Origin of the sequence: Nitratireductor sp. GCM10026969 (assembly GCF_042660605.1) — a bacterium.
Taxonomy (GTDB): domain Bacteria; phylum Pseudomonadota; class Alphaproteobacteria; order Rhizobiales; family Rhizobiaceae; genus Chelativorans.
On the sequence record NZ_JBHSUM010000021.1, the window covers coordinates 22739 to 45374 of the forward strand.

21 protein-coding genes are annotated in these 22636 nt (G+C 62.9%); 10 read left to right on the forward strand and 11 right to left on the reverse strand.

Annotated elements, in window-relative coordinates:
- Window positions 1-119 precede the first annotated feature (119 nt).
- Entirely contained in the window at window positions 120-875 is a 756-nt protein-coding gene (locus ACFP9U_RS07410) for an SDR family NAD(P)-dependent oxidoreductase (RefSeq protein WP_378620203.1), read from the reverse strand.
- Window positions 876-980: 105 nt separating this feature from the next.
- On the opposite strand from ACFP9U_RS07410, the gene ACFP9U_RS07415 reads away from it, so the two are divergent.
- The 3 genes from ACFP9U_RS07415 (at window position 981) to ACFP9U_RS07425 (ending at window position 5105) form a co-directional block, all read left to right on the forward strand.
- Window positions 981-1937 carry a TAXI family TRAP transporter solute-binding subunit gene (locus ACFP9U_RS07415; protein ID WP_378620236.1) on the forward strand — a complete coding sequence of 319 codons (957 nt, stop codon included), beginning with the start codon at window positions 981-983 and terminating at the stop codon, window positions 1935-1937.
- A gap of 82 nt (window positions 1938-2019) precedes the next feature.
- Window positions 2020-4011 carry a TRAP transporter permease gene (locus ACFP9U_RS07420; RefSeq protein ID WP_378620204.1) on the forward strand — a complete coding sequence of 664 codons (1992 nt, stop codon included), beginning with the start codon at window positions 2020-2022 and terminating at the stop codon, window positions 4009-4011.
- 101 nt (window positions 4012-4112) lie between these two features.
- Entirely contained in the window at window positions 4113-5105 is a 993-nt protein-coding gene (locus ACFP9U_RS07425) for a GntR family transcriptional regulator (RefSeq protein WP_378620206.1), read from the forward strand.
- A gap of 483 nt (window positions 5106-5588) precedes the next feature.
- Here the strand turns inward: ACFP9U_RS07425 and ACFP9U_RS07430 are convergent, their stop codons facing one another.
- The 6 genes from ACFP9U_RS07430 to ACFP9U_RS07455 form a co-directional block, all read right to left on the reverse strand.
- Window positions 5589-6605, reverse strand: coding sequence for a sugar ABC transporter substrate-binding protein (locus ACFP9U_RS07430; RefSeq protein WP_378620208.1), 1017 nt, complete (start codon window positions 6603-6605; stop codon window positions 5589-5591).
- A 42-nt stretch (window positions 6606-6647) separates the two neighbouring features.
- A complete protein-coding gene (locus ACFP9U_RS07435) occupies window positions 6648-7646 on the reverse strand; it encodes an ABC transporter permease (RefSeq protein ID WP_378620209.1) in 999 nt (332 codons plus the stop codon).
- Window positions 7643-8410 (reverse strand): ATP-binding cassette domain-containing protein, encoded by a 768-nt coding sequence (locus ACFP9U_RS07440; RefSeq protein WP_322452922.1) that lies wholly within the window; start codon window positions 8408-8410, stop codon window positions 7643-7645. The genes ACFP9U_RS07435 and ACFP9U_RS07440 overlap by 4 nt, the downstream gene beginning before the upstream one ends.
- 164 nt (window positions 8411-8574) lie before the next feature.
- On the reverse strand, window positions 8575-9738 hold the full coding sequence (locus ACFP9U_RS07445; RefSeq protein ID WP_378620211.1) for a substrate-binding domain-containing protein: 1164 nt from the start codon (window positions 9736-9738) through the stop codon (window positions 8575-8577).
- A gap of 53 nt (window positions 9739-9791) precedes the next feature.
- A complete protein-coding gene (locus ACFP9U_RS07450) occupies window positions 9792-10796 on the reverse strand; it encodes an ABC transporter permease (protein ID WP_378620213.1) in 1005 nt (334 codons plus the stop codon).
- Between the two features lie 39 nt (window positions 10797-10835).
- Complete coding sequence (locus ACFP9U_RS07455; RefSeq protein ID WP_378620214.1) at window positions 10836-11615, reverse strand: ATP-binding cassette domain-containing protein; 780 nt, start codon at window positions 11613-11615, stop codon at window positions 10836-10838.
- 232 nt (window positions 11616-11847) lie between these two features.
- Between ACFP9U_RS07455 and mtnK the strand changes: the two genes are divergently transcribed.
- Both mtnK and mtnA read left to right on the forward strand, forming a co-directional pair.
- Window positions 11848-13134: an S-methyl-5-thioribose kinase gene (mtnK, locus tag ACFP9U_RS07460; RefSeq protein WP_378620216.1), complete on the forward strand. Its 1287-nt coding sequence runs from the start codon at window positions 11848-11850 to the stop codon at window positions 13132-13134.
- The gene (mtnA, locus tag ACFP9U_RS07465; RefSeq protein ID WP_378620217.1) at window positions 13131-14231 is read left to right on the forward strand and encodes an S-methyl-5-thioribose-1-phosphate isomerase; all 1101 of its coding nucleotides are present in this window, start codon (window positions 13131-13133) and stop codon (window positions 14229-14231) included. Before mtnK ends, mtnA begins: the two co-directional genes overlap by 4 nt.
- Window positions 14232-14237: 6 nt before the next feature.
- Here mtnA and ACFP9U_RS07470 read toward each other — a convergent pair whose 3' ends face one another.
- From ACFP9U_RS07470 to ACFP9U_RS07480, 3 genes are all read right to left on the reverse strand, one after another.
- Entirely contained in the window at window positions 14238-15230 is a 993-nt protein-coding gene (locus ACFP9U_RS07470; protein ID WP_378620219.1) for a sugar-binding transcriptional regulator, read from the reverse strand.
- A gap of 148 nt (window positions 15231-15378) precedes the next feature.
- On the reverse strand, window positions 15379-17337 hold the full coding sequence (locus ACFP9U_RS07475) for a S9 family peptidase (protein WP_378620220.1): 1959 nt from the start codon (window positions 17335-17337) through the stop codon (window positions 15379-15381).
- 1096 nt (window positions 17338-18433) lie between these two features.
- Window positions 18434-19144, reverse strand: a complete 711-nt coding sequence (locus ACFP9U_RS07480) for a winged helix-turn-helix transcriptional regulator (RefSeq protein ID WP_378620223.1) — start codon at window positions 19142-19144, stop codon at window positions 18434-18436.
- Window positions 19145-19307: 163 nt separating this feature from the next.
- Here ACFP9U_RS07480 and ACFP9U_RS07485 point away from each other — a divergent pair, with 163 nt between their 5' ends.
- The 3 genes from ACFP9U_RS07485 to ACFP9U_RS07495 are packed head-to-tail and all read left to right on the forward strand — an operon-like array spanning window position 19308 to window position 20783.
- Window positions 19308-20138, forward strand: a complete 831-nt coding sequence (locus ACFP9U_RS07485) for a class I SAM-dependent methyltransferase (RefSeq protein WP_378620224.1) — start codon at window positions 19308-19310, stop codon at window positions 20136-20138.
- A 47-nt stretch (window positions 20139-20185) separates the two neighbouring features.
- Window positions 20186-20365, forward strand: a complete 180-nt coding sequence (locus ACFP9U_RS07490) for a hypothetical protein (protein ID WP_378620226.1) — start codon at window positions 20186-20188, stop codon at window positions 20363-20365.
- Window positions 20310-20783 (forward strand): YybH family protein, encoded by a 474-nt coding sequence (locus tag ACFP9U_RS07495; protein ID WP_378620227.1) that lies wholly within the window; start codon window positions 20310-20312, stop codon window positions 20781-20783. The genes ACFP9U_RS07490 and ACFP9U_RS07495 overlap by 56 nt, the downstream gene beginning before the upstream one ends.
- A 33-nt stretch (window positions 20784-20816) precedes the next feature.
- Here the strand turns inward: ACFP9U_RS07495 and ACFP9U_RS07500 are convergent, their stop codons facing one another.
- Entirely contained in the window at window positions 20817-21455 is a 639-nt protein-coding gene (locus tag ACFP9U_RS07500) for a TetR/AcrR family transcriptional regulator (protein ID WP_378620229.1), read from the reverse strand.
- A gap of 195 nt (window positions 21456-21650) precedes the next feature.
- Here ACFP9U_RS07500 and ACFP9U_RS07505 point away from each other — a divergent pair, with 195 nt between their 5' ends.
- Complete coding sequence (locus ACFP9U_RS07505; protein WP_378620230.1) at window positions 21651-22211, forward strand: hypothetical protein; 561 nt, start codon at window positions 21651-21653, stop codon at window positions 22209-22211.
- A 19-nt stretch (window positions 22212-22230) separates the two neighbouring features.
- On the forward strand, window positions 22231-22636 hold a 406-nt coding region (locus ACFP9U_RS07510), incomplete at its 3' end, for an FAD-binding oxidoreductase (RefSeq protein WP_378620232.1).

Consider the following 22636-nt stretch of genomic DNA (forward strand, 5'->3'; position numbering starts at 1 on the left):
CTCACCCTTCGCCCAGGGGGCGGGTTTCGGCCGCCGCGCGGCTGGTCAGTATCGCAACGCTGTCGCGTTCGGACAGGATGAACGGGTTCGACATCGAAAAGCTCCCCGGCTGCATTGGCTCATATGCCGCCGGCCAGATATCCGCCATCCACCGCGATATCGGTCCCCGTGACGAAACCGGCCGTGTCGGAGGCCAGATATCGCGCGGCCCCCACCAACTCCTCGACCTCGCCGAAGCGGTTGCTCGGCGTGCGCATCAGAGCTGAACGTTTGCGCGCCTCCGACATCTTGTCGCGGTTGAGTTCCGTGAGGAAAAAACCCGGCGATATGGAGTTCACGCGAACGCCCTGCTGCGCCCACTCCGCGGCCAGCGTGCGCGTGAGACCGAGGATTCCGTGTTTGCTCATCGAGTAGACCGACGCACTGGGCCATCCGCGATGTGCCGCCAGGGAGGCGATGTTGATGATTGCGCCGCTCCGGCGTTCGAGCATCGCTGCCCCCAGGATCGTGCAGCAGAAGAAGACGCTGCGCAGATTGGTGTCCATCACCCGGTCGTAGTCCTCCTCCGCGATCTCGACCGCGGGACGAATGACCGTGGTGCCCTGGCAGTTGATCAGGATATCGGGTACGCCGCGACGCTCGGTCACGGTCGTGCCAAGGTGCTCGATCGCCTCGCGTTTCGTAACGTCCGCCACCAGCCCGAGAGCTTGCGGATCCAATCGCTTGAGCGCCTCGGCCGCGGTTTCGACCTTCTCCCTCGTACGTGCGGCGATCGTGATGCCAACCCCCGAGTCCGCCAACCCCTGTGCCAATGCAAATCCAATTCCGCTGGACCCGCCAATGACCAATGCGGTCTTACCTTCCAATCCGTTCATTTTCCCTCGCTTCGAATTCCGGGTGAGAAATCCCTTGTCTCATTTTTGTAGCATGTATACACTTAACAATTGTTAGGCAAGTACGCAATTTGGGAGGAAACCATCATGCTCAAGAGACTGTTTGCAACCGGTGTTGCAGCTGCGTTGGCGGCCGGAATGGCGCCGCAGGTCGCCAGTGCCCAAGAGTTCGTGCGGATTGCAACTGCCGGCTCGGGGGGCAACTACTATCGTCTGGGCGGTGGGCTTGCTTCAATCTACAATGATGAACTGGAAAACACGCAGGCTTCGATCCAGGCGACGGGCGGCTCGGTGGAAAATCTCGATCTGTTGGCGGATCAGGAGGTCGAACTGGCTTATCTCACCGGCAGTATCGGCCAGCAGGCCTACACCAACACGGGCCGGTTCGCTGATCGCCCGGAGGGACGCTACCAGGGGCTGCGTGCCATCGCGACGGTCTATCCCAATCCGCAATGGTTCATCGCGATCGATGAAGACATCCAATCCATGCGGGATCTCGAGGGCAAGCGGGTTTCGGTCGGAACGCAGGGCGGTGCCGGCGAAACCTGGTGGCGCAGCATTATGGAGCATTTCGGATGGACCTATGAGGACATCCATCCGGAGTTCACGGTTCACCAGTCGGCTATCGATCAGGTCCGCAACCGTCAGATCGACGCCATGGTCTGGCCGGATGCGCCAGGGTCCGCCTCGATCCAGCAGGTGGCTGACACCGGCATGGCGCGTGCGTTGGACATCGATGAGGACGTCATCGAAGCGATGACGGCCGACAGCCTGGACTATGCCTATACGTTGCCAGCGTCCGCAAATCCCTTCGGCGATGAGGGAATCGAAACCTTCGCTTCGCCGATCACCTTCGCGACTCATTCGGGCATGAGCGAAGATCAGGTCTATGAGCTGACGAAAGCGATGTTCGAAAACAAGGATGAGCTTATCAAGGTGCATCCGCTGGCGGAGTACATGACCCTTGAAAATGCCATGGACGGTCTGCCTTTCCCCCTGCATCCGGGGGCCGAGCGCTACTACCGCGAGAAAGGCGTGATGTAAGGTGTCGTGCCTGTGACGCATCTCTTCGGGGCGGCCATGCCGGCCGCCCCGGTCTTGCATCAACACATGCCGGAACCGCGCCATGGCCCGAGAAGACCGTAAAAGCCGTAAACCAGAGGAATGGACGCGCCCCGATCTGGAGGGTGAGGGGATCATCGACCTCGATGCGATCCAGGGCGCGCGTGAGGCCCCCTCCGAAACGCGGGAACTGACAGGCCTCTGGTCGAAACTCTTCTTCGTCGTCGCCATCCTGTCGTCTGTGTTCCACTTCTACACGGCGGGCTACCGGCCGCTGCCGGCAATGGAGCAGCGGCCCGTCCACCTGGCGTTCATGCTGTTTCTCGGCTTTCTCCTTTATCCCACGCTCCGCAGCGAGAAGGCGGGTAATCCCCGCCTTCTCGACATAGCCTTCGCTCTCGCGGGAAGCGTCTCGTCCGGCTATCTGGCCTGGAACTACCTGGATATCGTTATGCGCGGGGGATTTCCCACGCAGACAGATATCGTGATGGGTACGATCTTCTGCATCGTGGTGCTGGAGGCGGCCCGCCGGACCATGGGCATGTTCCTGGTCGTGCTTTCCGCCCTGTTCGTGGGCTATCTCTTTGTAGGGCCGTGGATGCCCGGCGTCATGGGCCATGGCGGTTTCGGCTTCGAGCGTGTCATCAGGCAGATGTACATGTCGACCGAGGGCGTCTTCGGTGTCGCCATCGGCGTCTCGGCGACATATGTCTATCTTTTCGTGCTCTTCGGCGCTTTCCTTCAGAAGTCGGGCACGACGAGTTTCTTCACCAACCTCGCCTTCGCGGCGGCGGGACACAGCCCCGGCGGCCCGGCCAAGGTGGGCATCATCGCCAGCGGCATGATGGGCATGATCCAGGGGTCCTCGGCCGCCAATGTCGCATCCACGGGTGTCTTCACGATCCCGCTGATGAAGCGCTTGGGCTTCAAGGGGTATTTTGCCGCCGCCGTGGAAGCGGTGGCCTCCTGCGGCGGACAGTTCCTGCCGCCGATCATGGGTGCCTCGGCCTTCATCATGGCCGAATACCTGCAGATGCCGTATTCCCAGGTGGCGCTCGGGGCGATTCTGCCCGCCGCCCTCTATTACGGGGCCGTCTACCTCCAGGTTCACCTGCGGGCGCGCAAGCTCGGCATGGAAGGCATTGCGCGGGACCGCCTGCCGCGCGTCAAGGGCGTGATCCTGTCTCACGGCCATCTGGTGCTGCCGATCTTCCTGCTGATCGGCATGCTGATGATGGGCTTTACGGCGCTCTTCTCCGCCTTCTTCTCCACGATCGGCGTCGTGGTCATCAGCGCGCTCCGCTCTCATACCCGCATGGGGTTGGCGGATATCGCGGATGCGATGGTGCTCGGCGCCCGCAACACGATCTCGACGGCGATCGCTTGCGCTGCCGTCGGTTTCATCGTCGGCGCGGTGGCGCTGTCCGGGGTGGGCCTGATCTTCACCCAGTCGATTATCGGCCTTGCGGACGGCTCGCTTTTGCCGGCGCTCCTGCTCGCCGCGGCGGCCTCGCTCTTTCTCAGTTTCGGGCTGCCGACCACGTCCGTGTACATCATCACCGCCACGCTGGTCGCGCCCAGCCTGGTCGAAATGGGTGTTCCGCCGCTTGTCGCCCATCTTTTCTGCTACTACTGGGGTGGCGTATCGTCGATAACCCCGCCTGTGGCGCTTGCCGCCTATGTGGGCGCGGGAATTGCCAATGCCTCGGTGATGAAATCCGGCTTCACGGCCATGCGGCTGGGAATGGCGGCATATATCGTACCCTTCATATTCGTCTATTGGCCCTCTCTGGTGCTGTGGCAGGAGGCCGAACCGCTGCGCCTAATCGCGGCGCTGGGCGGCGGTTTGCTTACGGTGGTGTGTATGGCGGGGCTTGGCGAGCGCTATCTTTTCCGCGCTCTCACGATCCCGAAGCTGTCCGTTTTGGTGGTAAGCATCGTACTCATCATGCATCCGGCAGTGTGGGCCAATGTGATGGCGGCGGCGATGGTTCTCGGCATTTTCATGTTCGAGTATCTTGGTGTCCGGGTTGCGGCGCGGAAGAGTGCAGTATGAGCGTCACCTGTGGTGATCTTTTATCCTGTTGCACAGACTGTGCTATGAGCCAGTTGCATGTCGAAGAACGTTGGTGATGATCTGCCCGAGGCCTTTGAAGCATGACGGAAACCATCGGACGACCGGGTCGGGCACCGCGCCTGCACGAGCAGATTCAACGGTTGCTGACGGACGAAATCTACGCCGGCCGGTTTTCCCCAGGCGACCATCTGACTGAGCAAAGTGTGGCGGAACGGTTCGGCGTCAGCCGCGGGCCCGTGCGTAACGCTTTCCGCAGGCTCGAAGGCGAAGGTCTTCTCGACCGCAATGCCAAGGGCATGACGGTGGCCGTGAATCGAAACCATCCACGGTCGAAGGCCGCTTCAGGCGGGCAGGAACCTTCCCGCCCCCCGTTCGTAGAAGCGACGGCAAGCTGGGAGGCGATCTACCATGAGGTGGCCGAAGCGACCGTCATACACGCCGCGTACGGTGATTGGCGGATGATCGAAACCGAGCTAGCCCGGTATTTCGGCGTCAGCCGGACGGTCGCGCGCGAAGTGCTGGCAAGGTTGGAACATCGCGGCGTTTTGCGGAAGGAACCGGGGCACCGATGGCATCTCCCAAAGCTCGACGAGATGCGTGTGGTCAATCTTTACGAGATGCGTAAGTTGCTTGAACCCGAGGCTCTGGTGCAGGCGGCCGAAAAAGCCCCGCGCGACTTTCTCCATGAGATGCGGCGTGGATTGCTTGCAGCGCTGGAGCACCAGGAGCTTCTGCCCGCGGCGGAATTCGACCGGTTGGAACGACAGTTGCACGTGGATCTGCTTTCATACGCGCGCAACGATCTACTGCGCGAGACACTGCACCATTTCCATGCGCTCCTTTTCACCAATGTGAATGTTTACCGCGCGACCCGATCCAAATTCGGCCGGGATCCGTTTCCGGGAGAGCATCTTGAGATCGTCGATCGCCTGTTGGATGGCGACCTGCAATCTGCACGGCAAAAGATGTCCGAACACATGGACATTTCAATCGAGCGTGCCTTGGACCGCCTAGCCTATATGAACGAATATGTTCCCCTGAGGCAGAAGCCCTATTTGGCACCTTTGGCCTGAACCTCAGTTCCTGTCCGAAGTTGTAGTTTGCCGCATTGCATCTGCTTGCCTCTCACGTCGCCCATAAAGAATTTGAAGTATCCGCGCCGATGGGCTTTCGCACACACTGGGGCAACGAGCACTGGAGAACTGCTCGTCGGCCAAGCTTCACCGCGGCGCAGAAAGCCATAACTTCGGCGATATCCGAGGTCTCGGCGGCCGACGATCTCTTCGCATGCCTGTGAAGGACTGCGATGAAATCGACAATATGATGGCATCGCCCTGCAAGGACTTCGCCGTTCGGCAGCGACCGGCACGTCTACCGCGCGCCCCTGTTCATGCGCGATGAGGGTGGAAGAGCCGATTGCACGTTCCTCATCTGCAAGCGCCCTGCGCAAAGATTGTCGACCGAGCCTTTCTCTCGAACGTGACCGTCCATTGCACCACCACCGCCGCCTCTTCACCAAAGCGGCGGTGAAGCGCCGCACCCGAATGGGCTTGCCGCTACTCGGCCAGCTTGGCGTCGATGTCGAGCATCTCCTTCGGCACATAGGTGCGGATGCTCTCGACCGAGTCGAGCACGCGCAGATCGGTGTAGAGGACGCGCGGGATCTCAGAGGTCTTGCCCTGCATGTCCATGATCAGAGCCTCGGCGGAATTTGCGCCCATGCTGCGCGGATCGCGAAAGACTGCGACGCCGATCTTGCCCCGCGCGACCATCTCCAGTTCGTCGGGCTGCCCCCCCATACCGGTGACGACGACGTCGTCGAGCCTGCCGTCGGCCTCGAGCGCGGACATGCTGCCGAGCGCCATGACCGAATTCATGGCCACGATGACCTCCACCTGCGGATAGGCGATGAGAGCACGCTCGACCTCGTTATAGGCCAGCTCGCGCTGGAAATTGCCATAGCCCTCGTAGATCACGTTCGCCGTGAAGCCCTCTGTCTCCTCCATTCCCTTGAGAACACCGTTGCCGCGTGCCTGGCTGATCTCGGAGGCAACCGGCCCCCAGATCATGATGACGTCGGCGTTGTCCTTGTCCTGCGCCTTGAAGTGCTCGGCGATCCAGCGGCCGGTCTGCTCGCCCATCTCACCGTGATTGTAGACGGACCAGTTGAGCACGGCGTCCTCGAAGGGGAAGCTCGCGCCCTCCTCCGGCTCGTAATCGACCATCAAAAGCTTGGTTCCGGCATTGGCGACCTCGACCAGGCCCTGGGTATTCTGGTCGAGACTGGTCGGACCGAACACCATGTAGTCGAGATTAAGATTGGCCATGTTCTCGAGGATATTCAGCATCTCGTCGTGACGGTTCGAGGCGCTCGGCGCTGCCTGGAACATCTCGTATTCGATGCCCTCCGCGTCCAGCCGGTCACGGAAGCCGATCTCAAGCTGGCCGAACAGATCTGTGATGTCGTGCTGGTGAGAGACGAACCCGATGCGAAGCGGCCCGTCCTGGGCCATCCCCGCGCTTGCCGCCACGCTCAGCGTCGCTGCGGCCAGAAGTGTTGTCAGTCGCTTCATGTCCACTACTCCCTTTTGACTTTCCTTCCCCCCGGGCCGGCTTCACACCGGTCCCGATCTCCGCTGTTGCAGCTGCAGCGCCACGGCCGCGATGATGAGCAGTCCGAGGATCATCCGCTGGACGAAGAAGCCGGCGCCCGTCTGAATGAGCCCGTTCTCCAACATTCCGATGACATAGACCCCGAGCAGGGTGCCGATCATGGTCGAGCGTCCGCCGAACAGATAGGTGCCGCCCAGCACGACAGCAGCGATCACGTGGAGTTCAATGCCCTCCCCCATCGCTGCGGAGGCGGAGTTCAGCCGTCCCATCAGCACCAGCGCCGCAAGGCCGGCAAGCGCACCCTGTATGACATAGGTCGATGCGGTGATCGCCCTGACGTTGATGCGGGTCGCCTCCGCCGCCTTCGGATTGGAACCGATCGCCGTGATGTAGCGGCCATAGAGCGTTTTCTGGAGGACGAACCAGCCGGCCAGCGTTACCAGAAGCGCGACCCAGACCGCGAGCGGAAGCCCGAGGACCCAGGCGCGGCCGACCGCCGTGACGATATTCGGCAGGTCCGTGACCAGATTGACGCCCATATAGTATTGGGTAAAGCCACGGTAGGCGACGAACGTGCCCAGCGTCGCCAGAAGAGGCGGCACGCCAAGCACCGTTATGTTGAAGCCATTGAAAGCGCCGAGCGCGGCGCCGACCACGATGGCGACCGGGATTGCCAGGACCGGGTCCAGCATCCCCGTCTCGAGGCCCGATCCGACGATTGCGCCGACAACACCGATCATGGAGCCGGTGGATATGTCGATGCCGCCCGTCGTCATCACCAGCGTCTGGCCGACCGCGAGAATCAGGAAGACCGAGGCCGCGCGCATTATGGTGATCTGATTGTTTACGGTGTTGAATGTTTCGCCGGTGATCGCCGTCAGGATTACGTAGATGACGACGATGGCGACGGCCACGTTCAGGAAAGGCGCGGTGCGCAGGCGATCGAGGGAGAGGGTTGCCCGCGAGGGAGCGGTCTCGACCGAATTGATGCGCTCGTTCATTCTGTAGCTCCTTCGAGATCGCCGACAATCAGCCGGACGATATCGGTCTTGGTCACCTCCTTCGTCCGCCGCGTCGCAACGATGCGCCCCTGGCGCATCACGGCTATCCGATCGGACACGCTGAAGACATGCTCGAGATCGTGCGAGATGATGATCATCGTCTGTCCCTGCTCGCGCAGGGTCTGGATCAGGGCCAGCACCTTGCGCACCTCCTCGACACCGAGGGCCGCCGTCGGCTCGTCGAGGACGAGCAGTTCACGATTGCCCTTGCGTATGGAACGACCGATCGCGACTGCCTGCCGTTGACCGCCGGAGAGATTGGCCACCGGACGGCGCGGCTCGGGGATGTTGATGCGCAGCCGCTGGAGCGTCGCAGCGGTCTCCGTCGCCATCTTCCTCACATCAGGAACGGAGAACCACCCCATCCGGAACCGGACCGGCTCGTCGCCCAGGAAGACATTCGCCGCAACATCCAGCGAATTCGCCAAGGCAAGATCCTGATAGACCACCTCGATGCCGAGCGCGCCCGCGTCCTTCGGCGAACGGATCGAGACGTCGCGACCACCAAGCCTTATCTGGCCGGTGTCGGCCGGCTGAACGCCGGCGATCGCTTTCACGAGGGTCGATTTGCCGGCGCCGTTGTCACCGACCAGCGCCAGCGACTCGCCCTCCGCAATGGTCAGCGACACGCCCTGCAGAGCACGCACGCCACCGAAGCGCTTCTCGAGATCGATGACTTCAAGCAGCGGTGTTTCAGTCTGCATTTCCTCCTCCCGATCCTTCGCCGACCTGAGCCGGAACAAAGAATGACTAACGCTGCTGCGCAACCCCCGACACCGCCCCGGTTACATGATCGAGCCGTCTGGTCGTGTGAAAGGCTGTCTGAAGCGATGGCGGCAGAGCCGTCATCGCTTCACAGTGGGTGAGATCAGCGTTCGAGGGTGCCGGTGCCGGTATAGCGAAACGCTTCCTCCTCCATAGCGTCGATCGTGTCGGCACCGGAGTCCGCCGACACGATCGTGATGCGGCCGAGAAAAACGAGGGGGATGTCGTCCGTCCGCCCCTCCAGGTCGGCGCGGATCGCCTCAGCCATGGCAATGCCCACATCATCGCCCATGCGCATCGGCGTCGCGGCCAATTCGCCGAGCCGGAGTGCCTCGAGCTCGTCGCCGGTGCCACCCCAGGCCGTTACCTTGACGCGATCGCCGGCGCCGCTGGCCTGCACGGCAGAGACCGCACCCATCGCCATGGCGGTATTGGCATTGTGCAGCAGCGTGACCTCCGGGTAGGCGGAAAGGATTTGCTGAGCACCGTCAAAGCCGCCTTCGCGGAGGAAATTGCCATAGTGCTCATAGGCCATTTGCCAGTCCGAGTTTTCCGCCAGGCAATTTGCAAAGCCGCCGGAACGCTGATCGTCGAGCGAGCCGGGGGTGCCGCGGATCATTGCAAAAGTCCCCTCGGTGCCGAGATTCTCGAGGACCCACTCGCACATGTTCAGCGCACCAGCCAGATGCGAGAAGGTGGCATACATCATCGGCTGATCGTCGCCCCAGGCCTGCACAACCGTGTCGTAGTTGAGCACGATGACCTTCTGTCCGGCATCGATCAGGTCTTTGATGTTCTCCTGCTGAAGGGAGAGTTCCGTCGGACCGAAGATGACGTAGTCATAGTCCTCCTGCATAACCTGTTCGGTGTAGGTGGCCTGGAGCTGATGGTCGCCCATGCCCGAGGCGAACTGCGTGGAGTCGGTTTCGATGCCCAATTCCTCAAAGCGGGCTTCCATGGCCAGATAGGCGCGCAGCCAGAAATCGGAAACGTCCTGGCTGGGATAGATCACGGCAATGGAGATGGGCCCGTCCGGTTCAGCGGTGGTCCTTTCGGCCGGGCCGGCAACCACTTCCTGCATGGCTTCCAGAACCGCATCGTCCTGAACCTGATGGTACCACCAGAAATCGCGCTCGTCGTCGTCGTCGAGCGGTGTCAGCGGCAGAGTCTGCGCGGAAACGCCCGTCGCCATGCCGAGCGTCAGAACAGACGCCGCGGCAAGCTTCGTGAACGACCTTCCGTTCCAAGAATGTCGCGTTGAATTCATTTCTTCCTCCCTTGCAATGAGAACCGGTGACCGGTTCCGACACTCACCGGCTGCTATTCTTCCGCCCTGTCGGTCCTGCGTCGCTGCAGATAAGAGTAGAAGCCGATCGAGACGATGATGATCAGGCCCGAGGCGACCAACTGCCAGAAGAACTGGAAGCGCAAGAGCACGAGCGCGTTCGTGACCATCGACAGGAGCAGGACGCCGACAAGCGTGCCGACCATCGTACCGCGGCCGCCGAACAGCACCGTGCCGCCGACCACCACGGCGGCAATGGTGTGCAGGGCAAAGCCGTGCCCGGCAGTGGCCTGAATGGCATTTAGTCGTCCGGTGAGAAGAATGCCCGCGAAAGCGGCTGCACCACCCATCAACATATAGTGGTAGATTTTGTGGCGGTTGATATTGATGCCTGTCAGGATGGCCGCCTCACGGTTGCCGCCGATGGCCACGGCATAGCGGCCGAGATGGGTGTAGTGATAGATGACATAGCCGATCGCCAGCGTGATCACACCGATGATGGCGGCGGTCGGGACAACGTCAAAGAGGCGGCCGCGGCCGAGGAGAGGAATCGGCTCCGGAAAGCGCGCGAGGACCGCACCTGCCGCTAGCACGAGCGCGATGCCGCGATAGACCTGGTCCATAGCCAGCGTCGCAATGAGGTCCGGCACGTTCAATTTCGTGATCACCAGCCCGTTGGCGAGTCCGCAGACGATCCCAATCGTGATTGCGGCGAGCATGGCCATGTACGCTCCCCAGCCATAATCCTTGATCAACATCGCCATCACCACGCCCGCGAGTGCCGCCACGGCCCCGATCGACAGGTCGATTCCCCGCCCGGAAATCACGATCGTCATCGCCATGCCGAGCACCATGTAGATGGCCGCATCTTGAAGGATGATCATCACGTTGGTGACGCCGAAGAAGCGGGGCTCCACGACCACCATCACGAGACACACCAGAAGGATCATCACCAGCGGGCCGAGAATGTTGATGTAGCGCTCGATCAGCGGCAGTTCGCCCTTTCGGGACGGTTGCTCGATCGTCATCATCGACGTCATTGAGATTCAGTCCTTCTGCACATTCGTCTTGCCGCCGGCTCACGCATAGGCGTCGGCTGCCACGTCTTCCGATCCCACGATCAAGCCGAGGACCTCCTTGCGGGTCGACTTGGCGACCTCGACAACCCCGGCGGACCGTCCGCCGCGCATCACCTGCACGCGATCGGCCACGGAGAAGACGTTCTCCAGATTGTGCGAGATCAGGATGACCGCGATGCCGCGTTCCTTGATGCCGCGGATCAGTTCCAGCGTCTTTCGCGTCTCCTGCGGCCCGAGGGCGGCCGTCGGCTCGTCGAGTACCAGGACACGCAATTCCGTATTGAAGATGGCCCGCGCGATCGCCACAGCCTGACGCTGACCGCCCGAATAGTTGTGGACCGGGTCGTCCAGGTTCTCCAGCACGATCCCGACCCGCTCGCGCAAGATCCGCTCGGTTTCCCGGCGCATGGTGCGGTTGTCGATGAACGGCACGCCCATCACACGCCAGACGGGCTCTTGTCCGAGGAAAACGTTGGCCGGCGCGGGTAGCGAGTTGACCAGGCCGAGATTCTGATAGACCGCCTCGATCCCGGCATCGATGGAATCGCGACGGCTGGTGATCTCCGCTTTCTCGCCGTCGATTCTTATCTCGCCACTGTCGGCCCGGTGGACCCCCGTCAGGATCTTGATCAATGTCGATTTGCCGGCGCCATTGTCCCCGACGATTGCCAACACCTCGCCTTCGTAGAGGTCGAGATCGACGTCGATGACGGCTCGCAAGCCGCCGAACGACTTCGAGACTCCGCGCAGCGTCAGGACCGCGCGCCTGCCACTTTCCATGTTTCCTCCCTCTGATGCGCCGATCCGGATTCGGGATAACCCGAACCTCCACCCGGCACGGCGCCGTCATGCTCCTCCCGAAAGGATAGTCGAGCATAGGACTCACGAAAGACAAAAGTCAATTCATATTGACAAGTGCCACAACGGCTCATTCTTATGCTTGAAACGATGCGGAAAGCCGGAGTCGGCGGGACTCGCCGAGCCATGGCATGAAGAACAGAAAGGTGTGCAGATGAACAGGACTGCTGCCATCGATCCCGCGTACAAGCCCTTGAGCGTGGACACGCTTGCCGAGCGCCTGTCCGGGGTGGAAGCTATCGCCGCCCGGCTCGGGGCGGACCGTTCGGCCTGGCGCTGCCGCGAGGTCGGAGACGGCAATCTCAACCTCGTCTTCATTGTCGAGGGGCGGGCGGGAAGCCTCGTGGTCAAGCAGGCCCTGCCCTATGTGCGCCTGGTCGGGGAGAGCTGGCCGCTGCCGCTCAAGCGTGCCTTCTTCGAGTATCATGCCCTTGTGCGACAGGCCGACCGGGATCCGGGCCGCGTGCCCGAAGTCGTCCATTTCGACGAAAAACAAGCCTGTATCGCGATGGAGTATCTGAGCCGACACATCATTTTGCGGCGCAGTTTCATAGCGGGTGACCGTGTGGCGCGGCTGTCGGAGGCGCTCGGCCTGTTCATGGCGCGGACCCTGTTCCGCGGCTCGGATCTCAGCATGGATACCGCGACGCGAAAGGCCGACCTCGCCCTGTTCGCCGGCAATATCGAACTGTGCGACATCACCGAGAACCTGGTCTTTTCCGACCCCTATTTCGAGGTGGAGATGAACCGCCACACCACCCCGCAGCTCGATGGAGTCGTGGCCGAGCTGCGTGCCGACCATGCGCTCAAGATCGAGGCCCAGCATCTGAAGTCCGCATTCTGCAGCAATGCCGAGACTCTGCTGCACGGTGATCTCCACAGTGGCTCGGTCATGGTCTCCCGAGATGACGTCCGGGTGATCGATCCCGAATTCGCCGTCTACGGACCGATCGGTTTCGACGTGGGAATGCTGATCGGCAATCTGCTCATGGCCTATTTCGGCCAGCGCGGCCATGAGGCGCAAGCCGGCGAGCGGGACACCTATCGAGAATGGATCCTCGACCAGGCATGCGAGGTCTGGTCCGTGTTCGAATCGGAATTCTCGCGCCTCTGGCGCACGGAACGCACCGGCATCCTCTACCAGCGCACATTGTTCGAGGATCAGGGGCATGCGCTCGCGGCCGAGGCAGCATTGTCGCAAAGGCTCGCCGCGATCTGGCGTGACACGCTCGGCTTCGCTGGTGTCGAGATGCATCGGCGCATCCTCGGCCTAGCCCATATAGCGGAGTTGGAGGAAATCACCGACGAGGACCTGCGCGCCGGTTGCGAAGAGCGTGCGTTGCGGCTCGGTCGTCAGCTCGTCGTCAACCGAGGGGCACTGCGTACGATGAACGAGATTTGCGCCCTCGCCCGCGCAATGGAAACGGAGGCCGTGACATGAAAGTGGAAGGTGTTCACTACCGCTCGATCTGGCCGGCCGCGGACGGCGCGACCGTCGAGATCATAGATCAGCGCTGGCTGCCGCACGATTTTCGCGTTGCCCGCCTGACCAGCCGCGAGGAGGCGGCGGTGGCGATACGTGATATGTGGGTGCGCGGCGCCCCGCTGATCGGGGCCACTGCCGCCTACGGAATGGCACTTCACATGCAGAAGGACGCTTCGAACGATGCGATCAGGGAGACCTGGCGCGTTCTGCATGAAACGCGGCCGACCGCGGTCAACCTGCGCTGGGCGATCGACGACATGGCCCATCTTCTCGAACGGCTCGACCCGGGCAAGCGTGCCGAGGCCGCCTGGCAACGCGCTCGGGAGATCTGCGACGAGGACGTCGAGATCAATCGCAATATCGGCGTGAACGGCTTCGATGTCATCGAGAGGATGGCAGCAGCGAAGAATGGCGGCGCCGTCAACATCCTCACCCATTGCAATGCCGGATGGCTGGCGACGGTCGACTGGGGCACGGCCACGTCACCGATCTTCCAGGCGGCGGCCAAGGGAATAGAGGTGCATGTCTGGGTCGACGAGACTCGGCCGCGCAATCAGGGCGCCCTGACCGCCTGGGAGATGGCCGGACAGGGCGTCCCGCACACCTATGTCGTCGACAATGCCGGCGGCCACCTCATTCAGCGCGGCCAGGTCGACATGGTGTTGACCGGAACGGACCGCACGACCGCGACCGGCGATGTGTGCAACAAGATCGGCACCTATCTGAAGGCCCTCGCAGCGCACGCGCATGACGTGCCCTTCTATGTCGCGCTGCCCTCGCCGACCATCGACTGGCGGGTCCGGGACGGCGTTTCCGAGATACCGATCGAGGAGCGGCCTGGCGAGGAAGTCGAGCAGGTCTGGGGAACCGACGAAAAGGGAGAGATCGTGCGCGTACGGGTGACGCCCCCGGCCACACCCTCCGGTAACCCGGCTTTCGACGTGACCCCGGCGCACCTCGTCTCCGGCCTCATCACCGAACGTGGTGTTGCTGAGGCCTCGGCCCAGGGGCTTTCCGCGCTGTTCCCGGAGCGGGCCTCGCGTGGCGATTGAGCCCTCTCAGGGCTGCCCTCCGCTGTCGTCATCAAGCTGCAGGATCGCGGATGCGGTGGCGACGTCCGTTACCAGATGTGTGACGTATCCGCCGCGCAGCACCGAAAGCATCGGCTCCACCTTTTCCTCGCCCACGGAGACGAGCATCGCCATCTCGTATCCGTTCATGCGCTCGAGCTCGATCCCGATCATGCGCTCGTCCAGCGGACCGCGGACCGGCCGCCCACCGCTATCCACGAACCGGCCGCACAGGACCCCGCGTGCTCCCGCGCGGCGGTAAGCGGCAAGATCGCCGAGGCTTGCGACGCCGCTCGAGACGATGTGGCTGTCTTCCCGGCAGGAGCCGGCGGCAAAGACCACCTTGTTGCAACGCCCGAGCGCTTCGAGCTGGGCGGACAGGATCGGCTCGGCACGCAGCCGCGCCGCAAGCTCTGGGTCCGAAAGAATCGCCGGAGCATGCAGATTTATGCAGTTGGCGCCGAGCCGGCGCGCCAGCAGAGCCGAGCAGAGCTCTGCGGTGAACCCGTAGGGCGTCGCCATCGAGCCGACGAGCTGCACGATCGTCAGATCGGGCATCCGGGACCGCTCGACCGCGTCGGCCATAGCATAGACAGTCTGCCCCCATGCAACGCCGATGACGTCGCCCGGGGCCAGCAGGGTCGGCAGCCAGTTTGCGGCCCCGCGCGCGACCCGGGAAAAGGCCTCGCCGTCGCCGTCATCAGCGTCGGGCAGAATATAGGCAGCTTCGAGCGCGAACCGCGATTGCAGTTCGATACCGTGCCGATGCCCCAGGAACACGTCATGCGAAAGTGTCGTCCGGATGAAGCCCTTCTCGCGCGCCTCCTGAAGATAATTGACGACTGTTGCCCGCGACACGCCGAGCTTCTCGGCCACCTCTGTCTGGTTCAAACCATCGTGATAATACAGCCACGCGGCTTCAACGACGATGTCTTCGCCGCTGGTCTGCCCTGCCGGCCGTCGCCTGATCATCCCTGCCATCTCGCCTTCCCGAAAATTGACAGACTATAGTGACATTTGTCAAAGCAAGCCAATACAGGCTCTGGCCAGTCTTTGCGATAGGCTTGGTGTCAGCGCCTGTCCAGACCGGCGGCGGTGTGGCCATCCGCCGGAGCGCAGGCATTGCCGACTAAAACCTCAAGCCTGTCCCAAAGACCTCGATCGCGTAGAAGTAAAGCTCGGCGTCGAGGGCTCGCTTGATGTTGCCGGCCTGGCGAAAACCGTGCTGCTCGCCGGAAAAGAGGATGTAACCGACGGGTGTGCCGCTCTGCCGGAGCGTGGCAACCATGGCTTCGGTCTGGTTCGGCGGGACGATGGCATCCTCCTCGCCCTGGAAGAAAATCACGGGCCTGGTCAGACGCTCGGCATGCAACAGTGGCGATCGTTCACGATAGAGCGCCTCTTCCTCGGGATAAGGCCCGATCAGCCAGTCGAGGTAGCGCGATTCGAACTTGTGCGTGTCCCGCGCCAGCGCCGACGCATCGCTTACGCCGTAGTGACTGGCCCCGCCGGCAAAGAAATCGCGAAACGTCAGGGCAGCGAGGGTCGTATAGCCGCCGGCGCTGCCGCCGCTGATCACGATGCGCTTCGGATCGACCAGCCCCTGCGCAATCAGGAACCTGGCCCCGTTCACACAGTCGTCGACGTCGACGACGCCCCAACTGCGGTGGAGGCGCTCACGGTAGGCGCGGCCGAAGCCCGTGCTTCCGCCATAGTTTACGTCGAGAACGGCAATGCCGCGGCTCGTCCAATATTGGATGCCGAGATTGAGCGTGCTGGACGCCGCCGACGTCGGGCCACCGTGGCACTTGACGAGAAGCGGCGGCTTTTCGTCCGCGGGGCCCGCAAAATCGGGATTGTGCGGCCGATAGTAGAGACCGAACGCGGTGTTCCCGCCGGTCGTGGGAAATTCGATCGTCTCGACCGAGGTTAGATAGCCGGCAATACCCGGCTCCGCTTGGTCGAGGATATCCGTCGCCTTCTTAAGAATCCGGTATTGGTCGGTGTCCAGATCGAACTCGACGACGCTCAGTGGATGAGAAGGTGCTCCTGCGACGGCCACGACCCGTCCGCCGTCGGCGCGGACCGAGGCGAAGCGCGTAAACGGTGTATCGAGCGTTCGCAACATGCCTGTCGCAAGGTCGACCACGGCAAGTCTCCCGAGCCCCGCTTCCGAATAGGTGCAGACGATCCTGTCGGGTCCGGCAAATGCATATGTCGACATTCCGAAGACCCATTGCGGCTGCCCGAACTCGGCCGCCATCGGCACGATCGGCCGCGAGGCTCGCGTTGCAAGCTCGAAGCGGTGCAGGTTCCACCAGCCGGAGCGGTCGGACACGAACGTGACGGCGTTGCCGTCCGGGGTCCACTCGGGCTGGAAAACGGATTCCTCCGGGCCGCCTGCGATGATCTCGGGCTCACCGGCGATGGTGCCGGCCTCGTCCAGTTCGGCGAGATAGAGGGTGGTGCCGTTCCACGGCATGTTCGGATGGTCCCATGCAAGCCAGATAAGCCGGCGTCCGTCCGGAGAAAGGCGCGGGGAGGAACAAAAGTCGTTTCCTTCCGCCAGGACGCTTCCCGCCTCGGCGCCGGAACCCTTCAAATCCACGGCGACGATCGTGTTGACCGGTTCGCCCTCGCGCGTGTGGTCTTCGCGCACGCCGATCCAACGGCTTCGACTCTTGTCGATGATCCCGTCGGCAAAATGCCAGCGGCCTCTCTGCCCGGAGGGATCGGGCGTCAGCGGCCGCGGCCCGGCACCGCCGCTGTCCAGATACAACCGACCGTCGGCAAAGTTGGAAAAGTACAGCACCCCATCCTCCACGGTCCAGGCGCCGCCTCCATATTCGTGGACCCGCGTTCGGACATTGAACGACGCGGGCGTGACATCGACGGCGCCTCCGCCCGCAGCGCCGGGAAGCACAACCACAGAGCGCCCTCGCTCCTGCGGACGCCCCTCCAGCCAGTAGACGACACCCTGGTCGAGCCGAACTTCTGTAAGGCCGACAGCTTGCTCAACGATAAGGTCGGAGGTGATCGGCGACTTCCAGGAGCCGTAGGACGCGGTCTTCTGTGTGCTTGTCGGCATAGCTGTTTCCTTTCGCATCTGGCTATCCGTTCGCCTGTTCGGCCACACGTCAAGCGCCATGACCCGTGGAGTTGCGGCAACTCTGACGCTTTCATGGATTCTCTGCGGAAAGCCATCGGGAAGATTCTGCGCGACCGTATCGAGTGCACCTGCGCCATGCCCACGACATTTCGATGGCGGATTTAAAGGTGTGCCGAAACCCCGGCCGCCGCGGCTGAGGCCATTGCCATTCTAGCACGCTATGCCGGTGACCACGAGAAATCCGGTTCCGAACCACTCAGTCCAATGGCCAGATCGCTTCGGCTTGAAACCTGTCGACCGGGCTGGCTTTGCGTTCTCTCGATCCGACACGAAACTTCCCCACCCTCCCTCCGACTGGATAAGTGCAAATATTCGCCATCGTCCGGACGTCGGTCTGGACATAGAGGTCTACGTCGAAGCCAGGTTCGAACATGCACAGATCGACATCGCTGGCCTCCATTTCCTGCAATCGCCGCCTGGATCTCCGGTCCATTTCGTGAACTGGATGGTGCCGCGCACAATCGGCAGGCCCCCTTCCGTCACAAGGTCTCGTGTATCGCGGAACACTGTCAATGCTCAGGTGGCGTTCATGGAACGGTCGGCAAGGAGTCGCGCGGCTTTCTTAAGGCACCCGCCCCCTATAGAATGCGCATATGAAGCAACGCATTCGATTTTGTACGTCGGCGGACGGCGTACGCGTCGCGTTTGCCGAATCCGGCAAGGGACCGCCCCTGGTCAGGGTGGCAAACTGGTTCACCCATCTCGATCTCGACCCAATCCCGGCGACATGCTGTGCGCGGCGCTCGCCGCCTGCCTGTCGACGTACGCGTCGAGGCCGATGAAGGCGTCGACGCGGCGCAGATCAGCAAGCTTACTTCAGCCGCCGAGCAATGCTGCGTCGTTCTTCGGACACTGCGCAGCGACGTCCCGGTAGAGACGAAATTCAGCGAAGCGACAGCCGGCGCGCCCGCTGGATAAGCGCGCCGATGCAAACACGGTGAAGCAGTGGCAGTGCAAACTGCAGGCATACGACTATGTTAGCGAAAACCGTCGCAACTCGCATTGCCCCTGGCCTTCAGAAAGGTTGAAGGCGCGAGGACTGCTTGCTCGCCTCGACGATGGGCGACAGCTGCAGCACCCGGCTGAACTTGCGGCGCATGTCGGCATCGCCGTGCAAGACAATGTCTTCCTCGTCCACGGCCCGTGCCAGCGAGTCCTTGCCGATCCAGATCCGCGCCATCGTCTGAACATCGGCCAGGACATAGAGATCAACAGCGAAGCCGGGGTCCGACACGCACAGGTCGACGTTGCCGGTCTCGATCAGCAGCCACCACAGGCGCATTTCCTCCGGCGCGTCGCCATACTCGAACTGGAGGACCGTTCGCCCATCGCCGAGAAGACTGGTGTCGATCCGGCGATGCATGTCCCACATGAGAACGCCGGCATCCCAGTCCGGGCCGTCCGCGGCGCTTTCCACCCAGCGCTGGCCCCAGATGCCCATCGAGATGATGATCGGGCGAAGCTCCTCCCCGGCGGCGGTCAGTCGATAACCCCCGCTCCTCGTACCGTCTGGCGGATTCTGTTCCAACACGCCTGCCGCCTGCAATTCCTTCAAGCGTTTCGAAAGCAGCGCGCGCGGCATCAGCGGCACGCCGCGATGGATTTCATTAAAGCGCGAACTGCCGCAGATCATTTCGCGCAGGATGAGCAGCGTCCAGCGTGTCGCAAGGATCTCGGCGGCCTTGGCGACAGGGCAGAACTGGCCGTATCCACCGTCCTCGGTCATCGGATCCTCTCCCGGCTGCTCCGGAGCTTTCCCGGGCTGTACGAACGCGACACCCGCCCGAGGGTTCACTTTGTGAACTGGAAATCGGGACGAGCGATCGGTGAAGTTCTCTGCATGAAACAGGTTCTCGTGTCCTGAGGGCCGCTGTCAATGGAGGAGATGAATGACACTTGCAACCGAACATCGCGAAGGTGCCATCCGCAGCCACAACGCGACACCTTCCGCCACCTGGTCCAGCGCCGGCGGTGCCTATGACGAGATCAGCCGCGGCATACTGGATGCCATCGAGCACTGCACCAACCGCCTGACCCCGCCCCGGGGCGGCCACATTCTCGACGTGGCGACGGGAACCGGCTGGGCCGCGCGGCGGCTGGCCGAGCGCGGCTTCAAGGTAACGGGCGTCGACTTCGCACCCGATATGCTGGCCACGGCCGACGAACTGGCCGGTGCACACAATCTCGACATCGCCTTCGAACTGGGCGACGCGGAGGCTCTTCCCTATGCCGACGCGTCGTTCGACGCGGTCGTCTCGAGCTTCGGCATCATGTTCGTCCAGCGCCCCGAGGATGCCGCCGCCGAGATCGCCCGCGTGTGTAAGCCCGGCGGGCGGATCGCGCTGGCCATATGGACGCCAAACGGCAACGTCTTCGAAATGTTCAAGATCATGAAGGCCTACATGCCGCAGCCAGCCGGCACGCCACCGCCCTCGCCCTTCGAATGGGGCAGGCCCGAGCGTGTGAAGGAACTGCTGGGCGGGCATTTCGATCTCGCCTTCGAGCACGCCACCTCCTTCTATCGCGAACCGGACGGCGAGGCCGCCTGGCGGACTTTCGTCGAAGGCTACGGCCCGCTGCGCACCCTGACCGGCAAGCTGGACGAAGGTGATCGCCGCGCGCTCGAGCGGGACTTCGTGGCATTTCACGACGGCTTCGCCACCGACCTCGGGGTCTGCGTGCCGCGCGACTACCTCGTTGCCGCGGGAACCCGCCGCTGAGCGGGTCGGGCAACGCCACAGAAATCGTCAACCCAAGGGAGCCGACCATGAAGCACACATCAATCTTTTCGCTGGCCACCGCATTCTTTGCCGGCACCATGCTGACTTTTGCCCCGACGGCATCCGCCGAGGAACCGGAGCCGATCGCCGCCGAGCCCCTGACGGAGCGCCATGCCTTCCCCGACGGGCGCCTTTTCGGGCCGTGCCGGCGGAAACGTTCCGGCTGAGATACGGCAGCAGATCGCGACGATCCCCGAAGCCTATGTGGAGCGTGCGCTCGCTGGGGATTGGGATGCCGTTGCGCGACTCTATCACCAGGAGGCTGTTCAGTTGCTGCCGGATGCCCCGCCCGTGGAGGGGCGCGATGCGATCCGTGGCGCTCTGGCCCGGCTGCTCGGAGCGGATGGCGGCGTCAGGCTAACCGACTTCTCCGTCGAGATCGAGGGAGCCGAAATGCTCGGCGAGGCTGTCTATGTCCAGGCGAGCTACCGGCTTGAGGTCGAGCCCCTCGGGGAGAGGGAGGGCGCCGTCCGGCAGCACGGCTCTTACGTCAACATCTTGCGTCAGGACGCGGAAGGCGATTGGCGCATCTGGCGCCAGCTCGTCAACCGCGCGCATCCGCCCCGCGGTCCGGCCGACACGTGAGGGTTCAGGCGTTTATCCGGACGCGGTTTGTCGTCAGCCACCGCTTGCTGGCGTCGCAAAAAGCAGCTTGATGTAGTTGCGGGTCAACATGATCTGCTCGGGCAGGATCTTCGTGCTGCCCGTCGCGCGGCCCAGCACCAGTCCGCCCTCGATGACGGTCGAGACCATGTCGGCAAGAGCGTTGAGATCGACGGCTTCGGCGGGCGTGTATTCGGCGGCGATCGCATCCAGGCTCCTGCGGAACCGCGCACGCCATTTGAGCACGATCTCATGATTCAACGCGTGAACGTCGCGATCAAAGAGCCGCTCCTGATAGCAGAAGGTGGCGACCAGACAGCCTGGAAAGTCCTGCGGCAGATCGGCCATCTTTTCGGCCAGCAGCTTGAGACCGATCAGAAAGGCTTGCAGCGGGTCGTCCGACAACTCGCGCCCGCGCGAAAAGACGGCGTCGAGCAGCGCCTCGTCGCGTTCCATGTAACGCTTGAGCAGAGCCAGTGCGAGTGCGTTCTTATCCCGGAAATGGTAGAAGAAGCCGTTCTTCGTGATGCCGGCCTCCGCAATCAGTTCCTCGATCGAGGTCGCGCCGAAGCCCTTGGCCAGCACGGCTCCTTCCGCGATTTCCAGTAGCCTTTCGCGCATCTCGCTGCCGGAGAGCCTGTCTGACTGCTCCATCTACTGCACCTTGAGTCCAGTTGACGGCGCCGTCGACGTCCAACGCCGCGCGCACCCTGTAACGATATCGCCTATCCAGCTATTTTCGCTAGGCAATTCGCGCTCCCTCGAACTGCACTGCAAGTCCACTGGAGACGTTGCGGCAATCGTAGCACGTTCGCCCCTTGTTTGCGGACGTGAAACGAGGAGACGATCGTGGGACACAGCCTATCGACTGTCGCGGCGCTTGTCAGCCTATGCGCCGGCCCGGCATTCGCCGGGTCCATGGACAGCCCCGTCATGCGCTTCGACGTGGCCGAGGACCACACCCGCTTCGCCTTCTCCGACAGCCGTGTGCACGACGACGGCATGCCCGCCTATGGCAATCCCTTCGTGACCCGCGGCTATATCTACCCCGCCGGCACGCTCGACGACGCCGACGGCGTGAAGGAGAACGGCGATCCGGCCTTTCCCGACAAGGTGCTGGGCACGTGGACCTGCGACGGCTGGTTCGTCGCCGACGGCGCCCATACCGAGCAGGGCGTGTGGCTGATCAGCCGGCAGGTCTACGATTTCGACGACGGCCGCGGCCTGCTGGTTTCCCAGGGCCCGGAATATGCCGATGTCGGCGAGCCCTACTGGCGCCCGATCACGGGCGCGGCCGGCGACTATTCGGAAGTTTCCGGGGCGATCCGCCAGACCTTCCTGGGCTTCCACGCTCATGGCGGGGTGAAGGCCCGCTTCCGCATTCCCCAAAACCAAGCCAATGGAGGATGAGACGATGCACACGGATGCATTGAAAAGCGGCTACGACAACGCTGAGCGCATCGGGCGCGACGGCGTGGCCGCGCTTTCCCCGAACTTCGGCGGCGCGTTGCTGCGCCCGGGCGACGACGGCTTCAATCATGCCGCGACGGTCTGGAACGGCACCGTGGAAAAGCAGCCAGCGCTCATCGCACGCTGCATGTCGGCCCGTGATGTTGCGGCGGCCGTTCGTTTCGCCGCCGAAAACGACGTGCTCGTTGCGGTCAGGGGTGGCGGGCACAACGTCGCCGGCACCGCGACCTGCAACGGCGGGCTGATGATCGACCTGTCGCGCATGAACAACGTGACGGTCGATCCCGAGGCGCATCTGGCGTGTGCCGGCGGTGGCGCCACATGGGCGGACGTCGACGCCGCGACCCAACCGCATGGCCTCGCCG

Coding starts and splice junctions, on each gene's coding strand:
- ACFP9U_RS07410 (WP_378620203.1), bottom strand. CDS start 875: ATGAACGGATTGGAAGGTAAGACCGCATTGGTCATTGGCGGGTCCAGC.
- ACFP9U_RS07415 (WP_378620236.1), top strand. CDS start 981: ATGCTCAAGAGACTGTTTGCAACCGGTGTTGCAGCTGCGTTGGCGGCC.
- ACFP9U_RS07420 (WP_378620204.1), top strand. CDS start 2,020: ATGGCCCGAGAAGACCGTAAAAGCCGTAAACCAGAGGAATGGACGCGC.
- ACFP9U_RS07425 (WP_378620206.1), top strand. CDS start 4,113: ATGACGGAAACCATCGGACGACCGGGTCGGGCACCGCGCCTGCACGAG.
- ACFP9U_RS07430 (WP_378620208.1), bottom strand. CDS start 6,605: ATGAAGCGACTGACAACACTTCTGGCCGCAGCGACGCTGAGCGTGGCG.
- ACFP9U_RS07435 (WP_378620209.1), bottom strand. CDS start 7,646: ATGAACGAGCGCATCAATTCGGTCGAGACCGCTCCCTCGCGGGCAACC.
- ACFP9U_RS07440 (WP_322452922.1), bottom strand. CDS start 8,410: ATGCAGACTGAAACACCGCTGCTTGAAGTCATCGATCTCGAGAAGCGC.
- ACFP9U_RS07445 (WP_378620211.1), bottom strand. CDS start 9,738: ATGAATTCAACGCGACATTCTTGGAACGGAAGGTCGTTCACGAAGCTT.
- ACFP9U_RS07450 (WP_378620213.1), bottom strand. CDS start 10,796: ATGACGTCGATGATGACGATCGAGCAACCGTCCCGAAAGGGCGAACTG.
- ACFP9U_RS07455 (WP_378620214.1), bottom strand. CDS start 11,615: ATGGAAAGTGGCAGGCGCGCGGTCCTGACGCTGCGCGGAGTCTCGAAG.
- mtnK (WP_378620216.1), top strand. CDS start 11,848: ATGAACAGGACTGCTGCCATCGATCCCGCGTACAAGCCCTTGAGCGTG.
- mtnA (WP_378620217.1), top strand. CDS start 13,131: ATGAAAGTGGAAGGTGTTCACTACCGCTCGATCTGGCCGGCCGCGGAC.
- ACFP9U_RS07470 (WP_378620219.1), bottom strand. CDS start 15,230: ATGGCAGGGATGATCAGGCGACGGCCGGCAGGGCAGACCAGCGGCGAA.
- ACFP9U_RS07475 (WP_378620220.1), bottom strand. CDS start 17,337: ATGCCGACAAGCACACAGAAGACCGCGTCCTACGGCTCCTGGAAGTCG.
- ACFP9U_RS07480 (WP_378620223.1), bottom strand. CDS start 19,144: ATGACCGAGGACGGTGGATACGGCCAGTTCTGCCCTGTCGCCAAGGCC.
- ACFP9U_RS07485 (WP_378620224.1), top strand. CDS start 19,308: ATGACACTTGCAACCGAACATCGCGAAGGTGCCATCCGCAGCCACAAC.
- ACFP9U_RS07490 (WP_378620226.1), top strand. CDS start 20,186: ATGAAGCACACATCAATCTTTTCGCTGGCCACCGCATTCTTTGCCGGC.
- ACFP9U_RS07495 (WP_378620227.1), top strand. CDS start 20,310: ATGCCTTCCCCGACGGGCGCCTTTTCGGGCCGTGCCGGCGGAAACGTT.
- ACFP9U_RS07500 (WP_378620229.1), bottom strand. CDS start 21,455: ATGGAGCAGTCAGACAGGCTCTCCGGCAGCGAGATGCGCGAAAGGCTA.